Below are 26,939 nucleotides of genomic sequence, written 5' to 3'. Positions count from 1 at the left end.
TAAAAAATGCAGCCAACTGGTTTTTCTTTCTTGTTTTTTTCCTTTTCTGTTTTATGGATATTAAATAGGTGATCCACCTGAACCTCGATTAATTTCAATTTTATTTTTTCATCACTGAATAGTCTTTCTTTTTCTCAATAGCTTCGAAATAATCCGCAGTCAAGGTCAAATATAAATAAAACAGTGCTCTATCTTTCACTAAAAAACTGAATAAGCTTTTTTTCGGTTTATTTCTAAGTTCCGGCATGAAGTGCCACAGATTACTTTACATATTCACAGGATTGAATTGAGGGGGATTTCATATTAAAGACCAGATCAAGAATCAAACAAAGAACCAGATTAAGAGAATTTTTATAATCTGCCTGGTTTTGCTTGTAGGTGCTCAGGCAGGAGCAGCCAGCCCTGTTGTAGAATACCTGAAGCTCAGCACGGACGTAAACGACGGATATGCCAGTACCACTGTTGAAGAAAAGCTTTCCAATCCTGCTGATTCGGCAGTTAAAGATAGTTTCAGTTTCCTGATTCCGGAGGAGGCTTTTATTTCGGGATTTTCCCTAACAATTGACGGAAAGGAATATACAGCCGATGTCCTGGAAAAAGAAGAAGCTTCGCAGAGGTTCAATGCTGCAGCCTTGGCAGGCAGGACTGCAGGGCTACTGGAAACTGAGGAAAAGAATCTTTTTTCTTATGCTCTGAGCTTTGAACCTGGGCAGAGTATTATTGTCAAGCTGACCTACGAACAGGCTCTTAAAAAAACCCTCGGGGAGTACGAATTTGTACAGTTCCTGGATAGTGGAAAGTCCGCGGGGTACCTCTCTGTAACCATAAACATCAATTCGGAAAATCAGCTCACCCGGCTGGAAGTCCCGGATTTTCCGGCAGCTAAGGTTGAGTATGTTTCGGCAAACAGAGGGCAGGTAAGGTATGAGACGGATTCTCTTTCTGCTTCGGAACTCAGGGTCGTGTTTGATACTGAAAACCCTCCCCTGAACGGAAACATGCTGTTTTATGAAAATGGGAGTGAGGGATACTTCATGCATGTCTTTTCCCCGGAGGAAGCAGATCTCGGGACTTCAGCTATGGACAAGGAGATAATTTTCGTGCTCGACAAATCCGGTTCTATGGAAGGGTACAAAATCGAGCAGGTAAAGGAAGTTTTCGGAAATATTATTGAAGACCTCCCTCCCGGAGACTATTTCAACATAATCTTCTTTGACTCCACGGTTCAGAGTTATTCCGGAACCCTTATGGAAGCTGACCTGGAACAAAAGGCAGGAGCCCTGGACTTTGTAAACAGCCTTGATGCAAACGGGGGCACGAACATTAACGAAGCCCTGCTGACAGCTCTCGGGATGTTCAGTCCGGAGAGTGAGAGGGTTCCGATTATAGTCTTTTTGACCGATGGGGAGCCAACCGAAGGCGTTGTTTCCCCTTACGCAATCCGTCAGAACATAAAGGATGCAAATACCGCGCAGGTTTCTATCTTTTCGATTGCCTTCGGGATCGAGGACGAAAGCAATTACCATTTCCTGAGGGCTATGAGCCTTGAAAACTGCGGGACTGCGGAGTGGTTCTCACCTGAAGCTAATGCAGCAGAAGAAATAGGCAGCTTCTATGAAACGATCTCGACTCCTCTGATCACGGATATGGACTTCTCCTATGGACGAGAGGTCTCTGAAATCGTAAACACCGGGGAAAAGAACCTCTTTGCTGGCTCAGATACAATAGTTCTGGGAAAATACAGTCCTGGGGCAGGCACTATCCGCGCAGATATCTCTGCAAACACGAGGACAGGCAACAGGAGTTTCTCAAAAGAGTTTTCTGTAATTCCAAAGGCTGCAAACTCCTTCATCCCAAGGCTCTGGGCTTATACAACTATAAATTCTCTCCTTGACAGGATCGAAGTCGAAGGAGAAAACGAAGCCCTTGTGTCCGAAGTAACCGGACTTGCCCTGGAATTCGGGTTTGTAACTCCTTATACCTCCCTTTTCGTTGAGCTGCCTGAGCTGGCAAATCCGGAAACTATTGACTCCGTAAGCGAAGAAGTTATGGAAATGCCTGCGGAAGGAGAGGCTTTAATGGACGGAGCAATGTCTACTCCCTCTGCAGGCCAGCCGAAACCTGCTGCTTCTTCACCCTATGACAGGAATGCAGTCTATGAGGGGGCGATGGCTGAAGAACCAGTTGAAGAAGCTGAAGAGGCAGCAACACCCGGGTTCGAAGTTTCTCTCGCACTGAGCGGACTTTTAGGAATCGCATTCTGCTTCCGGAAAAGATAAGGTAAAAGGTGAATCTGAAGGCGAAAACTCTACTTTCTGGAAAATGGAAGAGATTAGAGCTCTTCCCTTCCAGGACTTTAATTAAAACCGTATAAAAGAAAATGATAAGGATTAAATGCTCCCGCCAGATGAAAAGGAGCTCTTCATGTGATCAAGGTGTCAGAAGCTGGCGAGAGCAGAAACAATATAAAAAATACGGTTTTAGTACTTAATTCGGATGATCGGGCTAACGATTATTAGTTTTTGGGGTAAGAAAGATAAAACAACACAATATCGAGAAAACTCGCGTGAACAACAGGTGCTAGTCTGAACCTTAACCTGTCAACCCGAAAATAAGCCCTGAAGCTAAGGTTCGTTATCCTGATAAGTTAATTTAAATTGAGAGACAGGGTTCTAATTAACGATGCTTCCGTCCATAAATGTTTCAAGCCACAATTGTTTCCAGATTAGTTTCAGAACAGTTAGAGTAGTGCCAGAATATTTTTGGAATAAAGTACTTTTCTCCGGACGGAAGCAAAACCTCAGTGGAGTTCTATCAGGTTCGCAGAAGAATAAGTACAGAGGATAAAAGGTATTGAACTCAGGCTGTCTGTTCTTTTTTGACGATTCTGCCCAAACATCTGATCGTTCGATCCGCACTCTTATGCAGGACAGCTGTCCCTCCTGCTTCTTCCCATTCTCGGATATTATCAGGATTGTCATCGATCAGGACTCTTGAGGTTCCGGACTGGAGAGCTTTTTCAGGACGGAAACAGAGAATTGCATTATTTGCGTATGGAGTTCCGAGTTCTTTTTTCAGCCACTCCAGTTTTCCTTTTCTGGCATTAATGAGAGCAGCCTTTCGGTCCGGGTTTGGGAGAGCAGAAAGGATCGTAGGATGTAAACCGGAACTTTTTAGAAAGCCGTGTAGCTCCTTGCCTCCTGCCATCCATGGCATATCTGACCAGAAATCGGCTCCTGCCTCTGTAATGTGCCTCCAGAAACGTTCCTTATCGGCAGTGTACCAAAACATCATATGTTCACTTAATCTCTCGCACGCGCCTGTGAAATCTGTGAGTACTCCGTCCATGTCCAGAAAAACCTTCAGTTGTAAGTCCTGCCCGAAAGAGAGCGAGTCAGAGGAATCGGCTTGAGAGGAACTGTAAAGACTTAAAGAACTGCCCTGAATTAGACTGTTCCGGGCAGGGAAATCCTGAAATGAAAAATCTTGAACCGGGCTGTTCTGAACTGAATTACTCTTGATATAATCCGTTGAAGTAGGGTTAAGCTTCATAGAAATTTTCTCTGTAAATCTGCTCTGATTAAAATATCTGGACATAACAACCGTTCCTTATCCTCTCTGACGGCAAATAGTTTCCTACTTACTATAGCAGGAATGATAAAAATATTTACTCATTCTAAATAATATAATTAACTGTTAAGGCATAAAAAAATGAAAATTGCTACAAATAAGGCTGAATGGAAAAGTCAGATAGAAAATAGAGAATTCAAAAAAGAAATACGAAAAAGAGAAATAAAGAAAAGAACAAAAAATATATAAGAATGAAAAAAGCCCGGTAATGGAATTCAATCCTCCCGAACGATCACCAGGGTTTTTGCAAATTTGCCATGCAGCTCCTGACTCTTTTCATCAAACAGAATTGGCAAAAATCCTGCAAAAAAAGGAAGAGAAGCCAGAATCTTTCCCACAAAACGCCTCGCTGCACAGTCAAAAGATATTCTGTTTCCATTAAGGTCCATTACAACAATGTTCATTGCCTGTTTGCCAACTGTACCCTGACTGGCTGAACTCTCCTGATAAGCAAACTAGTTCCAGGAAAGCAGGAATGAATTATAAAATTATTTATTATGAACAGATATCCTGTTTAATCATTAAAACTTAAGGAAGCAACTTAAAAGGCCTAATTTTATATTATATTCCATTCTAAGTTTTGTTTCGACTTCATTTCTATTTTACTTCTCATGAAAGGGGCAATTTCATTAAAGGATTATATTTATAACTATTACAAAACTAAATCAGGTTGATGACAGGAAAAATGAAAAAATACCTGAAAATTGCAATCTATACCTTTCTAACTCTGTCCATACTTATTTTTATATCAGGTATTCTGGTTTTTTCTCACCCTTTTTTCCTTAATGCGCACGTTAGTTTACTTGTTAAGCACAGCGGGACCGATCCCCACGAATTTAAGTTTCAAACTTACACAAAAGAAGAATTTGCACTGGAACACTTAAACGTGTCATTAAGGCCGGAAGACGATTTTATAGATCTTTTTGAGAGCCGTTACGGGACTTCCAATAAGAAAGATGAGTTTCTGATAGTTACTTATGATATTCAGGACCCTGAGGACAATTTCACCTATACACTTTATGGGATAAATAAGTATACTGATCTTGTTTATGTAAGTACCAGAAAAGTACATCATGTAGATGAAAAAAGATGCGAAGTTTTTCAGAAGGATATGAAACCGCCAGCAGATCAGGGAAGGAAGTGAGCGATCAGAAATGAACCCGAAAAAGCTCGCTTTTTATCTCTGGCTGCTCCTTATAACGGGAGGGGTAACAGCATATTTCATTTTCCCGGACGAAATAAATATCCTTTTCCTGGAAGAACTCTCCGACGAATATCATTACATAGCACTGAGTATCTATTTTCTTCTCCTGTCAGCCAGAGGTCTTACCATGATCCCTTCGACTCCCCTTCTTCTGGCAGGTGTATTGATATTCGACCCTCTGGAACTCTTCTTCGTAAATATGGCAGGAATCCTGAGTTCCTCTACCATAGTATATTATTTTTCCAAATACCTCGGCTTTGATTTATATTTTGAAACAAAGTACGGAAAATATGTCCAGAAAATAAAGAGAGGCATCACCGACAAAGAACTCCCGGTAATTGTCGGCTGGAGCTTTTTCCCGCTTGTACCGACTGATTTGATAGTGTATGTCGGATCAAGTCTGAGAATACCTGTGCTCAAGTGTCTGATGGGAGTTTTTATGGGAGAATCAGTACTTAATGCGTTCTACATTTTTTCGACGACTTTGATCCTGAAGCTTTAAAATTAGAGTTAACTTGGGTGATACTTTGAGAATAAAAGACAGGTAAAAAGGATGATACACTATGAAAAACTATTCCATCTTCTACCTTCTCCTGATAATTGTTTGCGTTTTTGCTGTCATATCCGGCTGTACTGAAAGCAATGATGAAAACAACAATGAATTAAACGAGACCACGAAAGAAGAGAGCAGGCAGATAGCCGAAAATTATGTAAGAGATCTTGACTCTTACAAAACCTACAACCTGACGGAACCAGTTCTTATTGAAGCTAAGGATCTAAATTGTTTCTCTTGCTGGCAGTTCACATATGAGTTTGACCTTGTTTCCGAAAAAGATCTGTCTGTTGTCGATACAGCTACAGTGACAGTTACTGTAATCGAAGGCGAGATCGTGGATAATGTATATGCTCAGGGAAGCAGGTATTAAGTAAAACTCAAGTAGACTTTCAGAACTGTACTTTGAAAGCCAAAAAGAAAATAAAATCAAGGTAAAAACAAAGAGAATACTTCGCCTTCTCATCTGTTATTTTATTTGCTTTGATTTTTTTCTTTAAATCAGCCTCAGATTTTATCCATCAGCTTTTTGATATCTGCCTTGATCTCCGAAGCAAGCTTTTTCGCATTGTCTCCGGTTGCATCAACCAGTTTTTCGACCCTGACGGTAATGCTCTTTACATCATCTTTTACATCAATAGACTTTATTTCCCCCGATAACGACTTTATTTCCCCATTTATGCTCTTTGCAAGTTTTGAGGCTTCATCCCCTGTCTTTTTTGCAAGGCTGTCAACATCATCTCCTGTTTTTCTAATTTTCTCCTGAATATTGAAACCTTTCTTACCGGTTTCTTTTGTTTCAGTTTCAACTATTTCTGCCATATAAACCCCTTTAAATGTTCAATAATGATAATAATCTTTCAATAATCTCTCCTATAAAGAGAGCCTGTTTTTTAGACACTTATATATTGGCATCCAGAATTATAATATTATCCTTGAAAGTTAAGGTCTTTGCAATTTATAGAAAATCGTTTTCGGATAATAAGTCTGCAGCTGAGAATCAGGAAAGTTAAGAGCGATTTTGAGCTCGCTCACTTTCAAACATGCAAAACAAATTTATATATCTATGACTAAACTTCAATCAGCAGTTTTTTGCGATTTTCAGTCCTTCTCAAGTCAGTGTTGTAAAAACCCATGATGGTCAAGACTGGTTTTTGAAACAAGTTCCATTACGCTACAAGCTTATAAACTATAAATTAAAATAGTATGCTTGTAATGAGTAAGGAAGTTCAACAAATTAAAAGAGTGTGTCAGGTCAGGTAGAAATTTCCGGGAAGAAAAGGATCCGGCAAATATAAAAATATGGGTCCTGTAATTTACTCCCTGCAAGCTGAGAAAGTCGAAACGTGATAAGATACATTTTTCAGCAAAGAACTGGATCTCCGGGACAGAATACCTCCATAAAAATGATTGAGGAGACATGCAGACCTTAGTTATATGCATAGATCGGGATAACGATCTCGGCGAAAAAGCGAAAATGGGAACTCCCATTGTAGGGAGGGAGGCAAATGTTCAGGCAGCAGTTGCACTCGGGATTGCCGACCCTGAAGATTCGGATACAAATACTATCTTCGGAGGGATCCGAATCCTTGACGAGCTTCGGGCAAAAGGAGTTGATGCGGAGATAGTCTCTTTTGCAGGGGACAAGAATGTTGGAGTAATCTCTGACCAGAAAATCGCCGAACAGCTCGAACTTTATCTCCAGATGAACGAGGTGCAGAGAGCGATTTTTGTCTCGGATGGAGCAGAAGATGAGACTCTTGTCCCTATAGTGCAGTCCAGAATGAAAATCGACTCCGTGAAACGAATTGTAGTTATGCAGAGCGAAAACCTGGAAAGCACATATTATATTCTCAAACATGCCTTCAGCGATCCCAAGATATCTCAAACTTTTTTCGTGCCTCTGGGTCTTGCCTTTCTCATTTATGCCATTTTCCTGCTTGCCCGTTATCCCGAAGGGGCAGTTGTAGGAATTCTTGCAGCTGTAGGACTTTACATGCTCTACAGGGGCTTTGGTCTCGATGATATTGTCGCCCTTGAGAAAGAAAAGCTATGGGATGCTTTCCTTGAGCAGAGAATGGTTTTCATAAGTTATACTGCTGCCCTGCTTGTCAGTCTTGTAGCCACAGTATACGGAGCTATGGAGGTATGGAAGCTCTATTCTGCAGAAGGGGTCTGGTACCATGGTACCCTGACTCTTATCTCAGTTTTCATCAATGTCTCTGTCTGGTGGTATGCAGTAGCTTTGCTGCTTGCGGACATGGGAAAGATTTTCGATCTCAAAACAGACGGCAGGCCCATATACAGGAATATTTCGATTTCCCTCTTTGTGATCGCAACTGGTCTACTCTTCTGGGGGGCAAGCACATACATCCTGGCAGCAGCCTCCTTATCGGACGGCACCTTTAGCGATCCCACCCTTGCATTGCAGTACTTCGTATATTCGATCGCAATTGCAATCCTCATTGCTCTTGCAGGGATAAAGTATTCTCTGTCAAACCAGGCTCCGGAAAATGAAAAGAGAGTGAGGGGAAGAAGAAAAAGTAAAAAAGTTTTATGAACTTCGCAGAACCGACCGGTTAAAATTAGTAGGTCTATGTTAAAACACGGGAAAGGAGATCTAAAAATGGATACGGTAGATGAAGTTGCAGAGATTGCAGTACTTGGAGGTGTGGGTTTCAGTTCATACAGGGACTGTGAAAGTCATCCGGTAAAAACTCCCTATGGGGGAGTTACCGCTTATATTACCAGTATAAAAGGAAAAAGGGTTGCAATAATTCCCAGGCACGCTGAAGAAATCCATATCCCGCCTCACAGGGTTAACTACAGGGCAAATGTCTGGGCCGCACATTCTCTTGGAGTAAAACGTGTAATATCAACAAATTCGGTAGGATCAATGCGCGGGCACCCTGTTGGCAGTTTTGTAGTGCTTGATGATTTCATAGATTTTACCCGTAGCAGATCTTCTACCTTTTATGACGAGAAAACCGTTCACGTTGATGTTACCGAACCATATTGTCCTGAAATAAAGGCAGCCCTTAAGTATGCTCTGGGAAAACAGGGTCTTTCCTATACGGAAGGCATTTATGCCTGCACAGAAGGTCCCCGTTTTGAGACTCGAGCTGAAATACGAATGATGAGCCAGTTTGCAGATGTCGTTGGTATGACGGGCGTACCTGAGGTGGTCCTTGCAAAAGAACTAAGCCTATGTTACGCTTCCCTGGCTATCGTTACAAACCAGGCGTGCGGGATGGCAACACAGAAATTAACTGCAGATGAAGTCACAGAAGTTGTCGGAAAAGCTCAGGACTCAATATTCGAAATCCTCTCGGATGCAATCGGAAAAATTCCAGAGACCAGGAACTGCATGTGCAGATTTGCAAAGGAAGGAGCCTGCCTTTAAAACTTCAGGAGAGTGAATGGGAAAAGTCTCAACTAAACATGAAACTCTCTCTGTACTCTCTTTTTAGTGCGAGTTCTTTATTTAACTGGAAATTGGTTAGTTGAATTTCTTTATTTAACCAGATCTCTTGATCCAGCTCAATTGTCATTTCAACTGAACTGAACCTATCTGCCACTTTGGACGAAGATTCCTTATCTTTAAAATCAAGATTTTGATGATGTAAACTAGCCTCAACGATTATTATATAATAATTAAGTAATAAATTATAAATATGATAAATGTGATATAAAGAGATACTGTGGAGACGTTCTGAAGAAAGCGCTCAGAAAAGCATACACCAGAGAAAACTGGGGGTATGCCCTGAAAAGTGTTTTTTCCTGGAAGAATTACTGAAAACGTCCGCATATTTTTTCTTTTAAGTATACATGCACACTTCAACTTTACAGGTGTTAGCAGTACCGGACGTCAAATGGAGACGTCAAATAGATAGAGACATGTTATTTTTCAAATTCGGAAAGGAAGCTTACTTATACCATTCAAATATCAGGATAAACAATGACACTGTGGGTCCTCGGTTACGCCGAAAAATCAAAAATTATAGTAATGACAATAAAGGACCGGATGAAGCAGCCTCTTTCCGTGGCCGAACTCCATATAAAGGAGAGTTACAAAGGTCCACGTCCTCACAAAATCAGGCTTCTTACCGGCAAAAAAAATGAGGAGTTTATCCCTCCCCAGCAGTTCATAGAGATTTTGCGCAGTGCAAACAGGATCATGCTGGCAGAAGGAGGGGACCCTGCAAATGAAGAGGCCTTCCTTGAGATGCTTAAAGGTTTTCAGCTCAGTGCAGATAGAGTAAAGATTTGCAAACACTGCTGGATCAATAAGCGTTTCAATTTTGTAAACAGCAAGTCAATCAAGTACCACGATGAGCTTATATGTGCAGACTGTGCAAAAGAAGAACTTCTGAGGGCAGTCCGTTCAGCAGGTGCACAGTACGGGGAGAAGTCCGTGGATTTCCTTGAGCAGGTTCTCCACAAAACCAGAGACCTTGACAGAACAATCCGCATGCTGAGTCCTGAGAGGCTGGACCCGGAGTTCACAAAGTATGATACAATCAGGACAACCCCTTCAGAAGCCACTGTCAGGGTAAAGAATCTTCCCATTGCAAAAAAGTTCAAAGAAATGCTCCTCCATAAATCCGAAACCCTGCTCCCGGTGCAGGCACTGTCTGTAGAAGCCGGGCTTCTGGAAGGAAAAAACCAGTTTGTGGTTTCTGCAACCGCAACCGGGAAAACTCTTATCGGGGAGATGGCAGGGGTCCAGAACCTTCTGGAAAAGAAAGGGAAAATGCTCTATCTGGTTCCTCTTGTAGCTCTGGCAAACCAGAAATACGACCAGTTCACAGAACGTTATTCAAAGCTTGGGCTGACAACCTCTATCAAAATCGGTGCAATTCTCATAAAGACCTCTCAGCGCGTGAAAATGCATACAAGCCCCAATGCCGATATTATTGTGGGCACCTATGAAGGCGTAGACCACATGCTGCGTTCAGGAAATGCTGATTTTCTCGGCAAAATCGGGACTGTTGTTATAGATGAGGTCCATACTCTCGAAGACCAGGAAAGAGGGCACAGACTTGACGGGCTTATAGGAAGGCTCCGCTATGTGGCGCCTGAAGCCCAATTTATCTATCTCTCGGCAACAGTTGCAAATCCTGAAGGATATGCAAAAAAACTCGGAGCCCGGCTTGTCCGCTATGAACATAGACCTGTTCCTATAGACAGGCATCTTCTTTTCTGCCAGGAAAGCGAAAAGGCAAAACTGATCTCCCAGCTTGCAAAAGAAGAGTATTCCATGTTCTCTTCGAAAAAGCACAGGGGTCAGACCATAGTCTTTACGAATTCAAGGAGAAATTGCCATAAGCTTGCAGGAGCCCTTTCAATCCGTGCTTCTCCTTACCATGCAGGGCTTTCTCAGTATGAAAGAAAAAAGGTTGAAACCCTCTTTGCGAAAGGAGAACTTCCTGTAATCGTGACCACTGCTGCCCTGGCAGCTGGAGTTGATTTTCCGGCTTCTCAGGTTATATTCGAGTCCCTTGCAATGGGTATAGACTGGATTTCGGTCCAGGACTTCTTGCAGATGAGCGGAAGGGCAGGCAGGCCTGATTATCACGACCGGGGCGTTGTTGTGCTTATGCCCGTGCCAGGGAAGTCATATTCAAGCGCACAGTCCGATACCGAAGAAGAGGTTGCAATCAAGTTACTTCAGGGTGAGATGCTTTCTGCAGGAGTCGAATATGGGGAAGCTGAGCAGCTTGAAGAGGTGCTCGCTTCAGTTGCAGTTACTTCTTCGGTCCAGGATCTAAGGAGTATCCATTCCCTTATGTTCGGAAGCTTTGATCTGGATAGGCTGGTTTCCCGCCTCCAGAGTTACAGGTTCCTTGAGAAAAAGGGAAATAAAGTAACACTTACACGGTTCGGGAAAATTGTTTCAGCTCATTTTCTTCCGGTTTCCAAAGCTTTCCTTATTCGAGACGCTGTGCTTGAGGAAAACAGTCCGATTAAGATTGCAACCAATCTGGAATTTTTCGATGCTGCATACTTCAAGTACGCAAGCCAGATAGGAAGTTCTCTGCACGTCAATATGCCTTCGAGAGTCTTTCAGGGAGCGGCTCTTGATATCATCTTTGACGGAGAATCTCTGTCCCATCTGGATATAAAAATAAGGGAACTTATGCTGAATTTTGCCTCGGACTTTTTAACGTGTGCATGCAGAGACTCTCCTTACTGCGGATGCGCAGAGCAGAAGTTTTCGGAGAAGATTATCCGGCTGCGTATGGAAGGTCAGGATCCCTCCCAGATCATTAAGACTCTTGAAGACAAGTACGGCATCTCAGCGTACCAGGGGGATGTTTTCGGATATCTGGACAATGCCGTGCGCAACCTCGACGCTGTCGAGCTGATTGCAAGAGTTCATTCGAAAAAGGAAGTTGCAGAAGGTGCAAAGAAACTTAAAAAGAAAGTCCAGGGTTAAAAAATCTATAAAAGCTTTTGAAACAAGTGATTTATAAGTGATGAAGAGGTAAATATCCCTGTTTGTATCGGGAAAATAGCCTGCAAGAAACAACCTGCCGTATGTGAGTAACTGGCAAAGTCCAGAGCAGAGCCCGAGTATCGGGGTTTTCACAAGATCAAGGCACAGAGGTAATTTTTATGACCGAAGACGTTGAATCCAGGGAAAATATTGAAGGTGCAGCCCCTAAAAAAGGGAAAAAGAGCATTACTATTGAATTTGTAAAGCCTGAAGACTTCCGGCAGATATATGCAATAGGAGCTGCAGGCGGGCACAGTCCTTATGATTTCAGGATCGGTTTTTACAATGATACCCCGAAGATGTTCGGAGACTCTTCAGAGTCCAGAGTTATCGAAAGGCGCGTTGAGGCCGAAGTCATACTCTCTCCGGTTGCAGCTCTTGAACTGAGTCGCTGGCTGACCCAGCATATAAACGAGTATGAATCCGTTTTCGGGCCTATTGCACGAGCAATCCCGAGACTGCCCCGAAAGGAGCCCTCAAAATCTGTTGACGAAAGCACCAATATTCAGGGTTACATCTAAGTGCATATTTATCCGGTTCGTATTATTGTTGAAGCCGAGTTTAAACTGTTAATATCCGTAAAAAAACCTGATCAGAAAACTTGAAGTTCAGAGGTTAAGGCTGCAAAGAATCTTAAAAACTGAATAAAAATAGAGCAGCAGTGCTTTTCCTATTTTAACTTACTTTCTTTCCGGTAAAAGTTTAACTCTGTTTTAACCTCTTTTGTCTTGTTTAAGATTTGAGAGGCTCATAAGACCATTCAACACTTCCGGACATCGATGGTTATATATCTCTGAAAAGGATATGTAATTTCAGTTTTCTTAAGAGCCGGTGGAGTGATAGCTCGGAATGTTTTTTCAGTTGCCGACAGGAAGCGGCTGATAAAGGCAGCAGGCTTATTGTAAGTGTGTATATTGCCCTGATACAATTTACCCTGCCAGGCTTTGGAATCAGAAACACAGGACCCGGGAGTACGGGGAACCGAAAATTCAGAACAAATCAGCGAGGGTTTAATTTTGTTCCCAAATAAAAAAGTTCAGAAAATCGTTGGATCAAGGATCCAGGTAGAAATGAAAGGCGACCTTAATTTGCTTGAAGGCACTCTGAAGAGTGTGGACGACTATATGAATCTTCATCTTGTGGACACGATGGAGATAGTAAAAGGGGAAAAAGTCCGCTCCCTTGGTTCTGTAGTGCTTCGGGGCAATAATATCATACTGATCACTCCTGTCGAAGACTGAAACGTCTGAAGAAGGAACCTCATTAGTGTGGAAACAGGCATGGATCTTGAAGAAGAAGCATACAATATTATAAGAAGACATAAAGACGGCGTTTTCCAGAACGTTATCTGGAAAGAGCTGGATATCGACAGCAGGAAGTGCTCCAGGATCATAAAAAAACTTCTGGACAAAGACCTTATTATCCGTGAGGTGGGAGTCTCAAACGGAGCAAGGACATACCTCCTGAAAGCAAAAGAAGAAGTTAAAGAGAAATACGACCTTCTGCTAGCCAGAGACATGTTTTCGGCCTGTACTGGCTGTACAGGGGACTGTGAACCTGAGTACTGCGGAAGACTCAGCGAATGGATAGGAAGCCTTATGGTGGAAGAAGCTAAGAAATCCCAGGAAGATGAGGACGAATTTGAAGAAGAGATCTGAAAGGAAAGTAAGAGATACAAAAATCTCTTAGAGATACAAAAATCTCTTATAATCTATAAAGAGACCTAAAGGTCTTAAAAATATCTCTGAAGATTTCAATAATATGTCCTCAGAAACTCTATTCAACCAATAACTATTTATACGAGAAACCCTTATTGAAGAACCCCTTCAATAAGGGAAATAAAACTCAATTAAAAACAATCAAAACGCTCCGGTAGTGTAGTCCGGCCAATCATTCCGGCCTTTCGAGCCGAAGACTCGGGTTCGAATCCCGGCCGGAGCACCAAACTTTTTTTAATAGCTCCAAAATTTCTATATTTTCCGAAGTTTTATATTGGTTGTCTGAAAATTCTTCGTTGTTATTTCCGTTTTTCATTTTTACTTATATACCATTTTCTTTTGTTACTTGGTTTTGATTTGTTACTTTCTCTCCATTGCCGCGCTTTCCCAAGTTTCTAAGTTCTGAATAAGGATTTCTAACTAAATATTTTTCAGTCAGTCATCTCATACTTAGTGAAAAACTGAATCCACTTTCCTGAAAATTAGATCGATAAGCTGCATTTGACCGGCAAAAACACCAGAAGCTGGCAGAGAAGGGACAGATTTATATATTACAAGGTATATTGTTGGTCTCGCTGTGAGATGCGATGTGCTCCGGTAGTGTAGTCCGGCCAATCATTCCGGCCTTTCGAGCCGAAGACTCGGGTTCGAATCCCGGCCGGAGCACCAAATTCTATTCCTTTTTCTGATATTTTTTGTTCAATGTTAAAAAATATATTTTTGGATATCTTATTTTAATAAATTTTAAAAAATTTATCTCAGATTCCTTTACTCGGTTTTTACACTTGCCTTCTCCAATCCGTTACAGGTCAATCTTTTGTCATCTATCATGCCAAATCCGTTACTGTGATCCATTACTGTCATCCACTATTGTCACTCGTTATTATCAGTTAGCTTCTTCTAAGGATATGCTGATGGAACTCCTTTATTTCCTGGATTTTTTCCAAATTCTGTTCTTCGTCAAGGATTCCTGCCGTGCTTAAGGATTCCAGTTCCACCTTTCCTGCAGTTTCGGCACTTTCCATCTTAGATCTCAGTGCGAGGATTCGAAGTATTTCCAGAGCCCATACAGTCTGGACAAGTGCACTCTTAGAACCATGCTGAGAAAGTTCCCTGCCCAGCTTTCCAAGCGTCTGGATCACATTTGTCACCCTGGGTTCATCTCGTCCCCTTACAGCAGCAGTACCCAGTTCCTCAAGAAGGATTGCAGTTCCGACCGCACCATTCTCCATTGCCTGTTCGGCTGAAGAACTTCCTATTTCTCTGAGGAAACTTAAGGCAATATCCCAGGTCTCTGAGAGATTTTTTTCCATCGCTTTAATGGACAGTTGCATAAGATATACTTCTGAAAGGCCTGTCAGAACCTCCATTTTTTTCCTTGAGGAGACTTTCCCGAAACTTCCCAGAGATTCGGCTGCGCTTTTTGCTGCCGCGTCCATACTTTTTCCTCCTAATTCCAGTGCAAGGCTCACCAGAACAGACAGTGCTTTTAATGCAAGGGATTCCCTTTTCTGATCTACAGCTTCAACAGCTACTTCTCCAAGAGCGCGAACCGAGGCTATAGATGCGGTTTCCATTCTTTTTTCAGCAGTCTCCCTGCCTATATCTCCCATAGCAATTATGAGAGCTTTTGCATCAAGCTCATATTCTGCAGTAATTTCCAGATGTACCAGCTGTACTGCGAAATCCCTGAGGCGACTTAAAGCTTCTACTACCCTTTCAGCATCCCCGTCATAGGCACTCCTCAATCCCTCTTCAATCATCCTGACTTCAGCCAGTTCACGTTCATCTACTGAAGACATGCAACAACTCCGGAATAGTCATTGTTAGTCTTATGTCCTGCCTCATGATCAGTTTTCCTATCAGGGTTTTTACCTCTTGAAAATCCGTTAAGGATACGAGGGATCTCAGGGCGGTAAGAGTAAGCAAATCTCCCGGACTGTATTGAAATCCTGAGAAGTTCAGGACAGATAAGGATAAGTTGAGGAAAAAGCGCAAAAATAGGCTAATAAAGCGTAAAGTACATATACTAATGTACATTATTATGCTTTGTTGTACTATAATGTATAATGGGCTTATTGTGTTTAACCAATTCACTTGATTTAATTGATTATAGTGTTTGACTGATTTACAATATTTAATTGGATCTGTGGTGCCTGTGAGTTCAGGATAATTCTCCTGAAAACTGATGTAAAAACTGATGTAGGAAGATGATTTTTATGAAATCTCAGGATATTGCTGTTGTTGGAATTTTACTCGCAGTCGGTGCGATAGTTCGATACCTGTCCCTGGTAATTCCAGGCCCAATTGTCTCAAATCTCGTAATAGCCTTTTACTGTCTTGCCGTTATTCTTGTCATACCAACATTCACCGAAGTAATAGGCATAGGAATTGTAGCAGGAATAGTCTGCGCCCTTTTAAGCCATTCTATTTTTCCGCCTGCAAACCTTATCAGTGAGCCGATTGGTGCGATAGTCGCCCTGATCATATACAAAGCCTTTATGGGCAGGCTTTCGGTCTCTCCTGCAATTTCAACCTTCCTCGGAACTCTTGCCAGCGGGACAACCTTTGTGGTAGTTGCAATGTTTATGGTCGCCCCTACAATCCTGACCAAGTACGATACTATGGGAGCTTTTGTAGTAGCTATTATCCCTATAGTAGTGGGAACTGCGATTGCTAACTCTACCATTGCCCAGATCCTCTATGTTCCTGCTTCAAAGGTACTTGCCCGGGGGAAAGCATAAAACATGATTGAACTCAGGAACTTCTCGTATACCTACGGGACAGCAGAAAAACCTGCCTTAAAAAATATAAATCTGGACGTCAAAAAAGGCGAACTGCTCCTTGTTACAGGGCACAGTGCAGCCGGAAAAACCACCCTTGCCCTTGCAATGGCGGGCATCCTCCACCACGAGCTCGGAGGCAAAATTGAAGGGAACTTCAGGTTCAAAAACAGGGATATAAAGGATTTTGACGGCATGAAAGAACTGAGCCGGTACACAGGGATGGTTTTTGATGATGCGGAATCCCAGCTGATCTTTACAACAGTTGAAGAAGAGATTCTCTCAGGACTCGAAAACCGCGGGCATACGGAAAAAGAGATTCAGCGCAGGCTAAATGAGGTAATGGAACTCTGTGAAATCAGCCATCTGAAACAGAGAGCTCCGCACACGCTGTCCGGAGGGCAGAAGCAAAAAGTTGCCCTTGCTGCAACACTTGCCCTTGATACGGAAGTCCTGATCCTTGACGAAGCTACTGCCGAACTGGACACAGAGGCGGTAAGAAAGGTATTTTCCGTCCTGAAGAAACTCAAAGAGGCCGGAAAGACGATTATAATCGTGGACCACAATATAGAGGACTTTCTTGAGATCGGGGACCGGGTTGTACTTCTTGAAAAGGGGGAAATAAAAGTCGTAAAAAATCCTGTGGATTTTGTAGCTTTACCTGAAAACTCTGCTCTTACCCCTGAAAATAGCAAGCAGGAGCATCCTCGTCCTCAAAAAGAAGGGCAGCCTGCTATTTCCGTAAAAAAGTTGACCCAGCGGTATGGTGAATTCACTGCTCTTAACAATCTTGACCTTGAGATCTACTCAGGAGAGCTTGTTGCAATTCTTGGGGAAAACGGTTCAGGCAAGACTACGCTTGTCAAACATTTCAACGGTCTCCTGCGCCCCTACTCCGGAAACGTGGTCGTAAAAGGGCTGGATACTTCCGGAGTTCCCATTAACGAGCTCGTAAAACATACTGGCCTGGTCTTCCAGAACCCTGACAATATGCTTTTTGAAGATACGGTTGAAGCCGAGGTAGCTTTCGGGCTAAACAATATTGGGATAACCGGCTCTCAGGCAACCGAAGCAATTGCCCGTTCCCTTGAACTCGTGAACCTGAAAGGCAAAGAGAAGGTGTTTCCACGCCACCTGAGCCGCGGAGAGAGGCAAAGACTTGCTGTTGCCTGTGTAATTGCAATGCGGCCTGAATTGATTGTGCTTGATGAGCCCACAACGGGCCTGGACGCGGAAGAGTCCGACAGGATGATGCAGCTTATGAAAAGACTCCAGCATGAAGGCCACACAATAGTAATGGTGACTCACAACATGCAGATAGTTAAAAACCATGTTGAAAGGGTCATTCTCATGGAGTCCGGGAAAATCGTGGAAGATCTGGTAAATGGAACCGGTGGTTCTTTTAATAAAAAATCGAATGCGTTAAAGGAAATTTCACTGAAGGAAAGTGTACCGATTGGGGAATAATAGCATGAAAGAAATTATGCAATATATTAACAGGGACAGCTTTTTACACAGCATGAACCCGCTTTCGAAGATCGCTGCCGTTACAGGGATAATAATCCTGAGCGTCTTTACCACAGATTCTACAGTTCTTGGTCTCCTGGTCTTGGGAATATTTCTTGCTTCCCTGAAAGCAGGGCTCCATCAGGAACTTCTAAGGCAGCTCAAACTCCTGGTGTTTTTAAGTGTGACTCTTATCCTGCTTACGATCTTTACCCTTAAAAGCGGGGAAACGATCGGATACCTGATTCCAGCCGGTACCCTTACTGCCGGAGGTTTGGTTCCTGTCACCACCGGAGCCCTTGACTTCGGAACTGTCCTATCTCTCCGTTTCTTTGCAATGCTTTTTGCTTTCCAGCTCCTTGTAGTTACAACAAAGCCAAGCGACCTCATGAAAGCTCTCCTGGAGATCCGTATTCCTGTGGATTATGTACTCATGTTCGTAATTGCCCTTCGCTTTATCCCGAGCCTGCAGGTCGAAGGCCAGCGCATTCATGAAGCTCAGCTTGCCAGAGGCTATAACCCTGGAAAAGGAATAAGCGGAAAAATAAGAAGTGTAAAGCCGATCCTTGTGCCCCTTGTAGCAAATTCCCTTGGCAGGACTCAGGTGCTCGGCCTGACAATGGATATGAGAGGTTATAGAAGCCGCCGGAGCGCAGAAAAGCAAAGGCTTTCCTGGAACAGGACAGATGTGGCAGCAGTCGGGTTTGTGGCTCTTATGGGAATCGGAGTGCTGATAACAGGAATTATATAACTCTCTGAAAAAGGAATTCCCTGAAAAAGGATGGTTTTTAGTTACCGATTGATAGATCCAAAATATCCGAATATACTCCGCTTTCTCTCCTGCTTCATACAGGGATGTAGCCGACCTCCGGCCAGAGAAGGTTCCCAAACCAGAATCTATTTTTTTAGTCGGCAATTTTGTGATACTCTCTTCCAGACAAGCTGGAGGGGGACTCCAAAAATTATTTCTTGATTAAAATTATTTCTTGATTAAATTTTAGTTTCAACTTTGTGTTCTTTCTTTCCTACGGCTTTTCCGGTTTCACAGAAGTACAGATTTTGCAACCCATATTTTTTGTAAACTGGACATGCAGGACAGTTGCAGCTTTTTTTAGAAACTTTTTCTAAAGAGCACCCCCGTGCACAAAAAAGTAAAGGCTCAGGTGGAAAAGGCAGACTTGGGCATGTTCCGCAGTGTTCCATACAGATAAGGAGGTTTTCAGGAGTGTCATCTACTACCTGCCGGGTCTGCATCTGCTGAACATGCTCTAAGGCCTTATTGAGTTGAGAAGCCTCAAGAGAACTGGATTTATGATCCCTATTCTGTTTATAATCTGTATTCTTTGCATATGTCCTGTCTTCAGCAACTTCTCGAAAACAGGATGATTTCCTGGATTTATCATCTGAAACCATAAGCTACCCTGTAAAGAAATTCAAATAATTTGGAACGTTGACTCTACCGTAATAGTATCAAAAGATTCAAACAGCAGATAGTTATTTTTCTTGATCACAGGAAAGTTCATTTATGCCTCATTACAGACGTATTCTATCACTAATTGCAGCATAAATAAGCATAAATATCTTGATTTTAGAGTAGATAATTTATATTTTGATAAGGTATCAAAGAACTTATATATCATAAAATCGTATGGTAATTGCTTAAAAGATTTATTAGGTTTCATAGCGACATTCAGGGGAAATTCTGTTTCGGGGACACTTTATAACTGAAAAATTCTCTCAATAGTTGACTTCCTCTGTCTTCCATGTGATGAATTATTACTACTTAAAATACTACTTAAAAAAGTTAATTGAAGTTTCAGTATTGGTGATTGATGAGAGCCCGAAATGATCCCTTGGGCTCTCATTCGAATGAAACCCCCTTAAAGAATACTCCCACATATTCTTTACACAATTGTAAGAGAAGGCAATAAAGATTTGCTTTTCATTGGCGTGATGATTGAGAGCCCGTAATCCCTTGAGCTCTCAACCGGATGAAACCCCTATTGATGAATATTTCCCCAAAATATTCCCTGTACAAACATGCCTGGTTAGCTTCTCTTACAATTACAATCCTTCTAATGCTGAAATTCTATATATAATAAATTCCGTTAAATATTCAATATTTCATTAATTTTGTTCGCTTACTGAGATTTGATTAAGGCATTATTTTATAACCTTTTAATAATTGTGGTTAATCTATAAAATATAGTTATCTTCTAATTTTTCAATCTGCTTGAAATTTTCAAGCAAAACAAAGTAAGGACTAAACTGATTTTTATAGTTAAATAATTTCAATTATCCTATCCTCGATTGAAAACACGTATTAGGCCCGTAACTGATAAATAACTCTCAGGATCTAATTTTTCCAAAAAACTTGAGATTGCAGTACTAAGGCTTAAAAAAGTTTAGGCGAGTTCAGTAAAAAATATTCTGATAATATAAAAACAAAAAGAAATTTGGAAAGCAGAAATCCAGACCGGAAAACAGAAGTCTAAATCCTAAGAAAAAGACTATCGATCTAAAAGTCGATAGCAAAGCCTAAATTTAAAGGAAAAAAACCATCGATCTAGAAGTCGATAGCACTAAACTGATTTTATTTGCTTTAATTCTTGTTTCTTTAATTCTTGTTTCTTTAATTCTTGTTTCTTTAATTCTTGTTTCTTTAATTCTTGTTTTTTTAATTCTTGCTTGCTCTAATTCTTGCTTGCTCTAGTTGCTATTTATTTTAATCGTTGTCTACTTCTTTATTCTTTACCAGGTCTACAGCCATTTCTCTGAGCTTGTATTTCTGAATCTTGCCGCTTGCGGTCAGAGGGTACTCGTTTACGATGAAGATATGTTTTGGAACCTTATAGCGGGCGATTTTGCTTATTGCATAGTCTCTTATATCGGCTTCCGTAAGGTCTGCATCTTTTTCGAGAATAACAAATGCTCCCACAATTTCTCCGTATTTCTTATCAGGGATGCCAACGACCTGAGCGTCTTTAACTCCTGGCATGACATGCAGGAACTCCTCAATTTCCCGTGGATATATATTTTCTCCGCCCCGGATGATCATGTCCTTTATTCTGCCTGTAATCCGGTAGTAACCGTTTTCATCACAGGTTCCAAGGTCTCCGCTGTGTAGCCAGCCGCCTTTATCAATCACTTTTTTTGTTTCTTCCAGCATATTGTAGTAGCCTTTCATGATATTATAGCCACGGCAGCAGATCTCCCCAACAGTATTCGGGGGCACTGGCTCATTGGTAGCCGGGTCAACCACTCTGACTTCAACGCCAGGGAAGCACTTACCCACAGTTTCGACCCTGAGTTCTACCGGGTCGTCCACAGTGGTCTGGGTCATGCCTGGGGAAGCTTCCGTAAGCCCGTAAACACTCGTAATTTGATAGCAGTGCATATCTTTGACGACCTTTTTCATGGCTTCTACAGGACAGGTAGAACCAGCCATAATCCCTGTCCTCAAAGAAGAAAGGTCGAACATGTCAAACATGGGGTGGGTGTACTCTGCAATGAACATTGTAGGTACGCCGTAAAGGGCAGTACACTTCTCTTTCTGGACTGCGGCAAGCACCAGGAGAGGATCAAAAACCTCAAGCATAACAAGCGTTGCCCTGTGGGTCAGGACAGCCATGACCCCGAGTACTATTCCAAAGCAGTGAAAAAGGGGCACAGGCAGACAGAGGCGGTCCTTATGGGTGAATTTCTGGCGGTCGCCAATGGATAGCCCGTTATTAAGAATGTTTTTGCTGGTCAGCATAACTCCCTTAGGAAAACCTGTAGTCCCTGAGGTGTACTGCATATTGACCACATCATCCCCGCTAATACCTGCCAGAATCTCTTTAAGCTCGTCATCCGGAGAATGGCTTCCAAGGAGCATCAGCTCGCTGGTGTTGTACATTCCCCTGTGCTTTTCCTGTCCTACATAAATTACGCTCTTAAGGAAGGGGAATTTCTTGCTCTTCAGGCGCCCTCTTTCCGAGCTTTTCAACTCCGGAACCAGTTCGTTGATTATCTCAAGGTAGTCAACTTCCCTGAAGCTGTCGATAAGGGCCAGAGCCTTCATGTCTGATTGTTTGAGCACGTACTCAACTTCATGACTCCTGTAGGCAGTGTTTACCGTAACCAGCACTGCCCCGATTTTTGAGGTGGCAAACATGAAAGTAAGCCAGTCAGGGACATTTTTCGCCCAGATGCCTACATGGTCTCCCTTTTTTATCCCGATCGCAAGCAGTCCTTTTGCAAGGTTGTTAACTCTTTCGTTAAACTGACCGTAAGTAAAGCGAAGGTTCCGGTCCGGATAAACTATAAACTCGTGGTCGGGGTCTATAGCTACCTGTTTTTCAAAGTATTCTCCCAGAGAATCTTCTATAAGATCCATAGTTTCAGCCTCTCCTTCTGGACTATACTTTCAGAAACTTCTGGCTTATGTTTTGGGGTTTTTACATGAGACCAGTCAAAGGTGTTCCTGAAACATATTTAAATTGAGCAAGGAGAATCCGTTTCAGTTTCTGCATCCGCCGAGGGTTCGTCCATTGAAGGAAACATATGCATTTTTAAAATTTCGCGGATTGAGTCCGGAAGGGGAATTGATTTCTGGAGCTTGAAGTCATAGTAGACCAGTACTGCCTGACCTCTGACCTTGAGTTCTCCTTCCTGCCAGGCCTCATGCCCTACAGTAAAGGAACTGTTCCCTATCTTTGTAATATAGGTCCTGATTTCCACATCGGACCTGAAATACATCTGGCTCAGAAAATCAAATTCAGTTCTGACAAGGATCAGGTGCCACACATCCGGGCTAAGGTCAAGTTCCGGGGAGAAAAGCCTGAAAATAGAGTTTCTTCCCGTTTCGAACCAGACCGGAAGGACTGTATTGTTTACATGCCCGAGACCATCAATATCCCCAAAGCGCGGACTAACATTTATACTGAACATTTTGGATTCCCTAACTCTTGGTATCTTTACTCAATATCCAATTTTTGATCTAAGTTTTTGCCCGTTTAAGCCTTCATTGTTTAAGTCAAATCCTTACTCTCCTTCCAGCCCGATTGAAGCTATCAGAGAGGGGCATAGACTACAGCCATTATGCGTGCATCTTCTTTTCCTGCTGCGTGAACATCATGAGGGACAATGGAATCGTAATAGATGCTGTCTCCCACACTCAGTCTGTGAACATCCTTGCCATAGAATATCTCAATTTCTCCTGCAAGGACATAGATGAACTCCTCTCCTTCATGGGAAGATAGTTTATGGCTCTCTTCAGGGGAAGGGTGGATGTCAATAATAAAAGGCTCCATATGACGGTCTGCTTTATCCGAGGCAAGGGAGTAAAACTCAAGCGCACTCTTCTTTGGCCTCTCAGTCTTTCCGGAAAAACGGACCACGTTTTCAGATAGTCCTGCTCTTACCACTACAGGTCCGCTCTGGGGCACGTCGTCCAGAAAAGTACCGAGACGGACGCCTAAAGCCCGAGCAATCTTTAAAAGAGGGGTCAAAGACGGAACGAGAGCTCCGTTTTCTAACTGCTGGATTAACTCCACGCTGCTCTGACTGGCTTCAGCCAGTTCTTCAACAGTCATATCCTGGGCTTCTCTAAGCTGGTGTATCTTACTGCCGACACGGTTCTCTTCTGACATTTTCTTCTCCTCACACACATTTTTAGGTAGCGGACCCGGTAGAAAAATGTAAACCTGAGTCCCTGTAAAAAGCCTGTAAAGCTTATCTCTTTTGTATTGATCTATTATAAAAAATATACGTTCAGACCCTCTTTTCTAAATGATAATTAAAAAACAATTGTAAACTCAAAATTAAAAACATTTAAAAGATACAAAAACAATGAAAGAAATCGGCAGTTTGTAATTACCTGATAGACTTTTTCCGTAATAGAAAAAGAGTACAGTCAGAAAAAGGTAAGGAAGGTCGGCAAAATGGAAAAATCCATAGTTTTTTAAGATCGATCAAACTCGAAATTGCATTTTATTCCTCTGGGATCAAAACATAGATTGCAGGATACGCATTTTGCCTTTTTAGCCTCTCCGGATTTAAGTTTTAAAACTAAATCGGATTCGCAGATGAATGCCCTGCTCATGGATATAAGGTCCGCGAACCCGTTTTCAAGAAGTTCTTCCATAACAGGAAGAGACCTGATACCTCCTACAAGGATCACAGGAATGTTCACTGCGCTCTTTATTTTTTTAGAGTAGTCCTTAAAGTAAGCCTCTTTAGCAGGAGAACTGATTGCGGTTTTTATAGTCACTCCGCCCGCTTCGCTTATCCCTCCGCTGACCTCTACCGCACATACGCCTGCCTTTTCCAGAAGCTTTGCGGTTTCCACAGCCTGAGATATATTAAGTCCGAGCTCTGCCTTAGCCGTGCCAGGCTGAAAACCGTCCGTTGCATTCATTTTCACAAGGATCGGGAAATTTCCATCAGTTTCTTCTTTTATGCGCCTGACTATTTCCGTGACTATCCTTGCCCGGTTTTCCACGGAACCTCCCCACCTGTCAGTCCGCCTGTTAGTGTAAGGAGATATGAAGTTACTTAAGAGGAAGCCGTGAGCGCAGTGGAGCTGAACCCCGTCAAAACCTGCTTTTTTTGCCCGGACAGCAGCCTGTGTGAATGCTTCAATCATTTTCAGGATTTCTTCTTCTGTCATTTCCCTGGGGATAGCTGCCGAATGCCCGTTTTTAACCACCGACGGAGCCATGGGGACGGGATGTTCCTGAGAAGCGTCTGCCTGCCTTCCTCCGTGCACTATCTGGAGCACAATTTTGCTTCTGTATTCATGTACCCTATCTGTAATTCCTTTGTAAGGCTCAATAAAACGATCGTCATAAATCCCCTGCTGGTTAGCATCACTCTGCCCGCCGGGAAGAACATAAGAGTAGCCGGTTATTATTAAGCCAACTTCATTTTTTGCAAGTTCTTCGTAGAAGTCTCCTAGTCTTGAAGTCGGCGTTCCGTCCTCTTCAGCCATAAACTCATGAGTTGCAGACCTTACAAAGCGATTCTGAAGCTCCATATTACAGACTGTGATAGGGTCAAAAATCATAGGAAAAAATAGGAACGGGAAGGGTAAATAATTATCCCAGATTTGAAACTGGGAAATCTTACAGCAGGTATAAATCTTTCCTTAATAGCAACAGGAAGGGGCAAAGGAACTTTCAGGAAATCTCGCCTACGAACTGTATAGGGTTATCCGGATCATCACGGATAGTAAGATGCAATTTCTCTGAGCCGCCCAGATTAGATGCAAAACCTGCATGCACTTTTGCTTCATAAGTTAATTCGTTGTCCAGAATAATTTCATATCTGTATTTTCCCAGTTCAGCGTCTATTTTGGGCGAAGAGATCTCATCGCCAGGATTTATTGTATAGTTTTCTTTGAACACGGATTTGTTATTAAAATCGAAAATCTCGATGGACATCACATGTTTTCTGGAATCATTGTTTATCAGGAAAAACTGCAGGGGATCAATGCCTGCCTGTTCCAGCCTTTCCCTTTGTTTTTCCCAATCCTGCATAAATACAACGTGAACTATTTTTCCGTTGTACCTCTTATCAGTTGGTGCAATATTGTATGTAACATTCCACGGCTCACCCGGTTCAACGGACCCGCCTAAAGATTCTTCTCCTACATATAGGTCAGCTCTGCTGTCTTTGTCTTTACTGCCTAAAATAGGTCCTGTATAAAAATAAGCATTTTCTCCTTCAAGTCTGGACTTTTCCTTAATTTCTACCTCAAAGTTCTCTCCCATTACATTAAGAGTTAAATTTCCATCATCTGCGGCTTTCCTGAGCTTATCGATATCGACAATTATTATTTCAAAACCGTCCCAATCCTCCTGGACCTCAAGAAAACTGCTATTGTTAACCTCTATTTTTTGAAATATATCCCCATCAGTCTGCGCACTCTCTTTGTTATAACTGGAGTAAACAGAAAGAGTCACAGTTCCCAAAAGAATAATCCCTACAATAGCCAAAGTTTTGAAACGCATAACCTTCCCTCAAAAATTAAAAAAATTATTATCTATATTTAGTGTAACGTATATCTATATTGTGTAATGTTATCTAAAAAAAAGGAGCGCCAGAAATCAGACTTCAAGTTCGGCGGATATATGTGCATCCAGTTCTTCTCCCATCCGCTCGTTCTGCACTTTCACAGAAAAGAGTGTAAGGAAAAGCAGGAAATAAGCTATAAAATTGACAAAGAGAGTCAGTTGAAGCGATGTCCCTTCAAGTCCTCCTCCACTTCCGCCTGTGTTTCCTCCGAACATAAGGGGGTGAGCCGAGCGCCAGAGTCGGATTGAAAAGAAACTGAGGGGTACGGACAGGAAACCCAAAACTCCGAAAACTGCTGCAAGCCTGGCCCTTTTTTCAGGCTCTTCGAGGGCTTTTCTGAGCATGTTATAGGCAAGGTAAACAAGGAAAAGGACAAGAGAAGTGGTCAGCCTGATGTCCCAGATCCAGTACCATCCCCAGGCATCCTTTGCCCAGATGGAGCCCGTAACCAGCACAAGGAACGCAAAAAGGGTTCCGATCTCAGCAGCAGAACGGGCATAGATGTCCCATTTAAGGGACTTTTCACGGAGATAAAGGACACTTGCAAAGAATACGACTCCAAAAGCCAGGTAAGCCATGATCGCTATTGGCATATGGAAGAAAAAGATTCTGAAACTTCCGCTCAGAACCTCCCCTGACTCGTCCCTTATTGGGGGCAGGTAGAAAAAGAGCATATATATCGCAAGAAGCATTACGCCGGCAGTCACAGTTGCCAGCATTCCGATTTTTCTGGAACTTGAAGTCATTTTGTTCACGTGTTTTTGCAGGTTAAAATTAAGATGAGTCTTATATGGAAGACCATCAAATTATTCTTATATATTTATTCTTCCTATGTAATATAATTCGATACAAGCTTTATATATACTTCGATATAAGTTTTCCATCTTTATGGTCCAGAAGGACTGAAATCAGGCTTCAAAACGAACTTGTAAGGGACTGGGTGTAAAGTTTGAGTAAGCATAATATGAAGCAGCGGGTGCAAATTTAA

At 42.3% G+C, this 26,939-nt stretch carries 23 protein-coding genes, 2 tRNA genes and 1 pseudogene; 15 read left to right on the top strand and 11 right to left on the bottom strand.

The features are described 5' to 3' along the window. Positions 1 to 368 precede the first annotated feature (368 nt). Positions 369 to 2,279 carry a VIT domain-containing protein gene (locus MSHOH_RS15670; protein ID WP_048141023.1) on the top strand — a complete coding sequence of 637 codons (1,911 nt, stop codon included), beginning with the start codon at positions 369 to 371 and terminating at the stop codon, positions 2,277 to 2,279. A gap of 580 nt (positions 2,280 to 2,859) precedes the next feature. Here MSHOH_RS15670 and MSHOH_RS15665 read toward each other — a convergent pair. Both MSHOH_RS15665 and MSHOH_RS25330 read right to left on the bottom strand, forming a co-directional pair. After that, positions 2,860 to 3,552 (bottom strand): 5' nucleotidase, NT5C type, encoded by a 693-nt coding sequence (locus MSHOH_RS15665; protein WP_239451009.1) that lies wholly within the window; start codon positions 3,550 to 3,552, stop codon positions 2,860 to 2,862. 293 nt (positions 3,553 to 3,845) lie between these two features. Then, positions 3,846 to 4,058: pseudogene (locus tag MSHOH_RS25330) on the bottom strand (RDD family protein); the annotation flags it as partial. 245 nt (positions 4,059 to 4,303) lie between these two features. Between MSHOH_RS25330 and MSHOH_RS15655 the strand changes: the two are divergent. The 3 genes from MSHOH_RS15655 (at position 4,304) to MSHOH_RS15645 (ending at position 5,760) form a co-directional block, all read left to right on the top strand. Further along, positions 4,304 to 4,774: a hypothetical protein gene (locus MSHOH_RS15655; protein ID WP_048141019.1), complete on the top strand. Its 471-nt coding sequence runs from the start codon at positions 4,304 to 4,306 to the stop codon at positions 4,772 to 4,774. A gap of 10 nt (positions 4,775 to 4,784) precedes the next feature. Further along, the gene (locus tag MSHOH_RS15650) at positions 4,785 to 5,336 is read left to right on the top strand and encodes a VTT domain-containing protein (RefSeq protein ID WP_048141017.1); all 552 of its coding nucleotides are present in this window, start codon (positions 4,785 to 4,787) and stop codon (positions 5,334 to 5,336) included. A 61-nt stretch (positions 5,337 to 5,397) separates the two neighbouring features. Then, positions 5,398 to 5,760 carry a hypothetical protein gene (locus tag MSHOH_RS15645; RefSeq protein WP_048141015.1) on the top strand — a complete coding sequence of 121 codons (363 nt, stop codon included), beginning with the start codon at positions 5,398 to 5,400 and terminating at the stop codon, positions 5,758 to 5,760. Positions 5,761 to 5,894: 134 nt separating this feature from the next. Here the strand turns inward: MSHOH_RS15645 and MSHOH_RS15640 are convergent, their stop codons facing one another. Continuing rightward, positions 5,895 to 6,209, bottom strand: a complete 315-nt coding sequence (locus tag MSHOH_RS15640) for a hypothetical protein (protein ID WP_048141014.1) — start codon at positions 6,207 to 6,209, stop codon at positions 5,895 to 5,897. 598 nt (positions 6,210 to 6,807) lie between these two features. Here MSHOH_RS15640 and MSHOH_RS15635 point away from each other — a divergent pair. The 8 genes from MSHOH_RS15635 to MSHOH_RS15600 all read left to right on the top strand — a co-directional run bounded on the left by MSHOH_RS15635 (position 6,808) and on the right by MSHOH_RS15600 (position 14,273). Further along, positions 6,808 to 7,947: a DUF373 family protein gene (locus tag MSHOH_RS15635; RefSeq protein WP_048141012.1), complete on the top strand. Its 1,140-nt coding sequence runs from the start codon at positions 6,808 to 6,810 to the stop codon at positions 7,945 to 7,947. 66 nt (positions 7,948 to 8,013) lie between these two features. Beyond that, a complete protein-coding gene (gene mtnP, locus MSHOH_RS15630) occupies positions 8,014 to 8,790 on the top strand; it encodes an S-methyl-5'-thioadenosine phosphorylase (protein ID WP_048143552.1) in 777 nt (258 codons plus the stop codon). A gap of 555 nt (positions 8,791 to 9,345) precedes the next feature. Continuing rightward, positions 9,346 to 11,826: a DUF5814 domain-containing protein gene (locus MSHOH_RS15625; protein WP_048141010.1), complete on the top strand. Its 2,481-nt coding sequence runs from the start codon at positions 9,346 to 9,348 to the stop codon at positions 11,824 to 11,826. A gap of 179 nt (positions 11,827 to 12,005) precedes the next feature. Further along, the gene (locus tag MSHOH_RS15620) at positions 12,006 to 12,407 is read left to right on the top strand and encodes a DUF3467 domain-containing protein (RefSeq protein WP_048141009.1); all 402 of its coding nucleotides are present in this window, start codon (positions 12,006 to 12,008) and stop codon (positions 12,405 to 12,407) included. 495 nt (positions 12,408 to 12,902) lie between these two features. Further along, the gene (locus MSHOH_RS15615) at positions 12,903 to 13,127 is read left to right on the top strand and encodes an LSM domain-containing protein (RefSeq protein ID WP_011034307.1); all 225 of its coding nucleotides are present in this window, start codon (positions 12,903 to 12,905) and stop codon (positions 13,125 to 13,127) included. A 27-nt stretch (positions 13,128 to 13,154) separates the two neighbouring features. Further along, on the top strand, positions 13,155 to 13,544 hold the full coding sequence (locus MSHOH_RS15610; protein ID WP_048141007.1) for a helix-turn-helix transcriptional regulator: 390 nt from the start codon (positions 13,155 to 13,157) through the stop codon (positions 13,542 to 13,544). A gap of 208 nt (positions 13,545 to 13,752) precedes the next feature. Then, positions 13,753 to 13,830, top strand: a tRNA-Glu gene (locus MSHOH_RS15605). A 365-nt stretch (positions 13,831 to 14,195) separates the two neighbouring features. Next, positions 14,196 to 14,273 (top strand) — tRNA-Glu (locus MSHOH_RS15600). A gap of 221 nt (positions 14,274 to 14,494) precedes the next feature. Here the strand turns inward: MSHOH_RS15600 and MSHOH_RS15595 are convergent. After that, complete coding sequence (locus tag MSHOH_RS15595) at positions 14,495 to 15,406, bottom strand: hypothetical protein (protein WP_048141005.1); 912 nt, start codon at positions 15,404 to 15,406, stop codon at positions 14,495 to 14,497. Positions 15,407 to 15,823: 417 nt separating this feature from the next. Here MSHOH_RS15595 and MSHOH_RS15590 point away from each other — a divergent pair, with 417 nt between their 5' ends. Genes MSHOH_RS15590 through MSHOH_RS15580 form a run of 3 tightly spaced genes read left to right on the top strand, consistent with a single transcriptional unit; the run spans position 15,824 to position 18,644 of the window. Continuing rightward, complete coding sequence (locus MSHOH_RS15590) at positions 15,824 to 16,348, top strand: hypothetical protein (protein ID WP_048143551.1); 525 nt, start codon at positions 15,824 to 15,826, stop codon at positions 16,346 to 16,348. A gap of 3 nt (positions 16,349 to 16,351) precedes the next feature. Further along, positions 16,352 to 17,854: an ABC transporter ATP-binding protein gene (locus MSHOH_RS15585; RefSeq protein WP_048141004.1), complete on the top strand. Its 1,503-nt coding sequence runs from the start codon at positions 16,352 to 16,354 to the stop codon at positions 17,852 to 17,854. Positions 17,855 to 17,858: 4 nt separating this feature from the next. Further along, positions 17,859 to 18,644 (top strand): energy-coupling factor transporter transmembrane component T family protein, encoded by a 786-nt coding sequence (locus MSHOH_RS15580; RefSeq protein ID WP_048141002.1) that lies wholly within the window; start codon positions 17,859 to 17,861, stop codon positions 18,642 to 18,644. A gap of 239 nt (positions 18,645 to 18,883) precedes the next feature. On the opposite strand, the gene MSHOH_RS22300 is transcribed toward MSHOH_RS15580, so the two are convergent. The 7 genes from MSHOH_RS22300 to MSHOH_RS15545 all read right to left on the bottom strand — a co-directional run bounded on the left by MSHOH_RS22300 (position 18,884) and on the right by MSHOH_RS15545 (position 26,697). Then, on the bottom strand, positions 18,884 to 19,306 hold the full coding sequence (locus MSHOH_RS22300) for a DUF2769 domain-containing protein (protein WP_052730889.1): 423 nt from the start codon (positions 19,304 to 19,306) through the stop codon (positions 18,884 to 18,886). A 1,312-nt stretch (positions 19,307 to 20,618) separates the two neighbouring features. Then, on the bottom strand, positions 20,619 to 22,271 hold the full coding sequence (locus MSHOH_RS15570) for an AMP-binding protein (protein WP_048140999.1): 1,653 nt from the start codon (positions 22,269 to 22,271) through the stop codon (positions 20,619 to 20,621). 98 nt (positions 22,272 to 22,369) lie between these two features. Beyond that, positions 22,370 to 22,825, bottom strand: coding sequence for an acyl-CoA thioesterase (locus MSHOH_RS15565; RefSeq protein ID WP_048140997.1), 456 nt, complete (start codon positions 22,823 to 22,825; stop codon positions 22,370 to 22,372). Positions 22,826 to 22,947: 122 nt separating this feature from the next. Then, positions 22,948 to 23,526 (bottom strand): helix-turn-helix domain-containing protein, encoded by a 579-nt coding sequence (locus tag MSHOH_RS15560; RefSeq protein ID WP_048140995.1) that lies wholly within the window; start codon positions 23,524 to 23,526, stop codon positions 22,948 to 22,950. 311 nt (positions 23,527 to 23,837) lie between these two features. After that, positions 23,838 to 24,941 (bottom strand): NADH:flavin oxidoreductase, encoded by a 1,104-nt coding sequence (locus MSHOH_RS15555; RefSeq protein WP_048140993.1) that lies wholly within the window; start codon positions 24,939 to 24,941, stop codon positions 23,838 to 23,840. Between the two features lie 112 nt (positions 24,942 to 25,053). Next, entirely contained in the window at positions 25,054 to 25,887 is an 834-nt protein-coding gene (locus tag MSHOH_RS22295) for a hypothetical protein (protein ID WP_052730888.1), read from the bottom strand. 96 nt (positions 25,888 to 25,983) lie between these two features. Next, positions 25,984 to 26,697: a cytochrome c biogenesis protein gene (locus MSHOH_RS15545; RefSeq protein ID WP_048140991.1), complete on the bottom strand. Its 714-nt coding sequence runs from the start codon at positions 26,695 to 26,697 to the stop codon at positions 25,984 to 25,986. Positions 26,698 to 26,939 lie beyond the last annotated feature (242 nt).

It is taken from the genome of Methanosarcina horonobensis HB-1 = JCM 15518, from assembly GCF_000970285.1.
Lineage (GTDB): Archaea > Halobacteriota > Methanosarcinia > Methanosarcinales > Methanosarcinaceae > Methanosarcina > Methanosarcina horonobensis.
The sequence above is the reverse complement of the archived record's forward strand: the minus strand, read 5'-3'. Positions and strand labels throughout refer to the sequence as shown.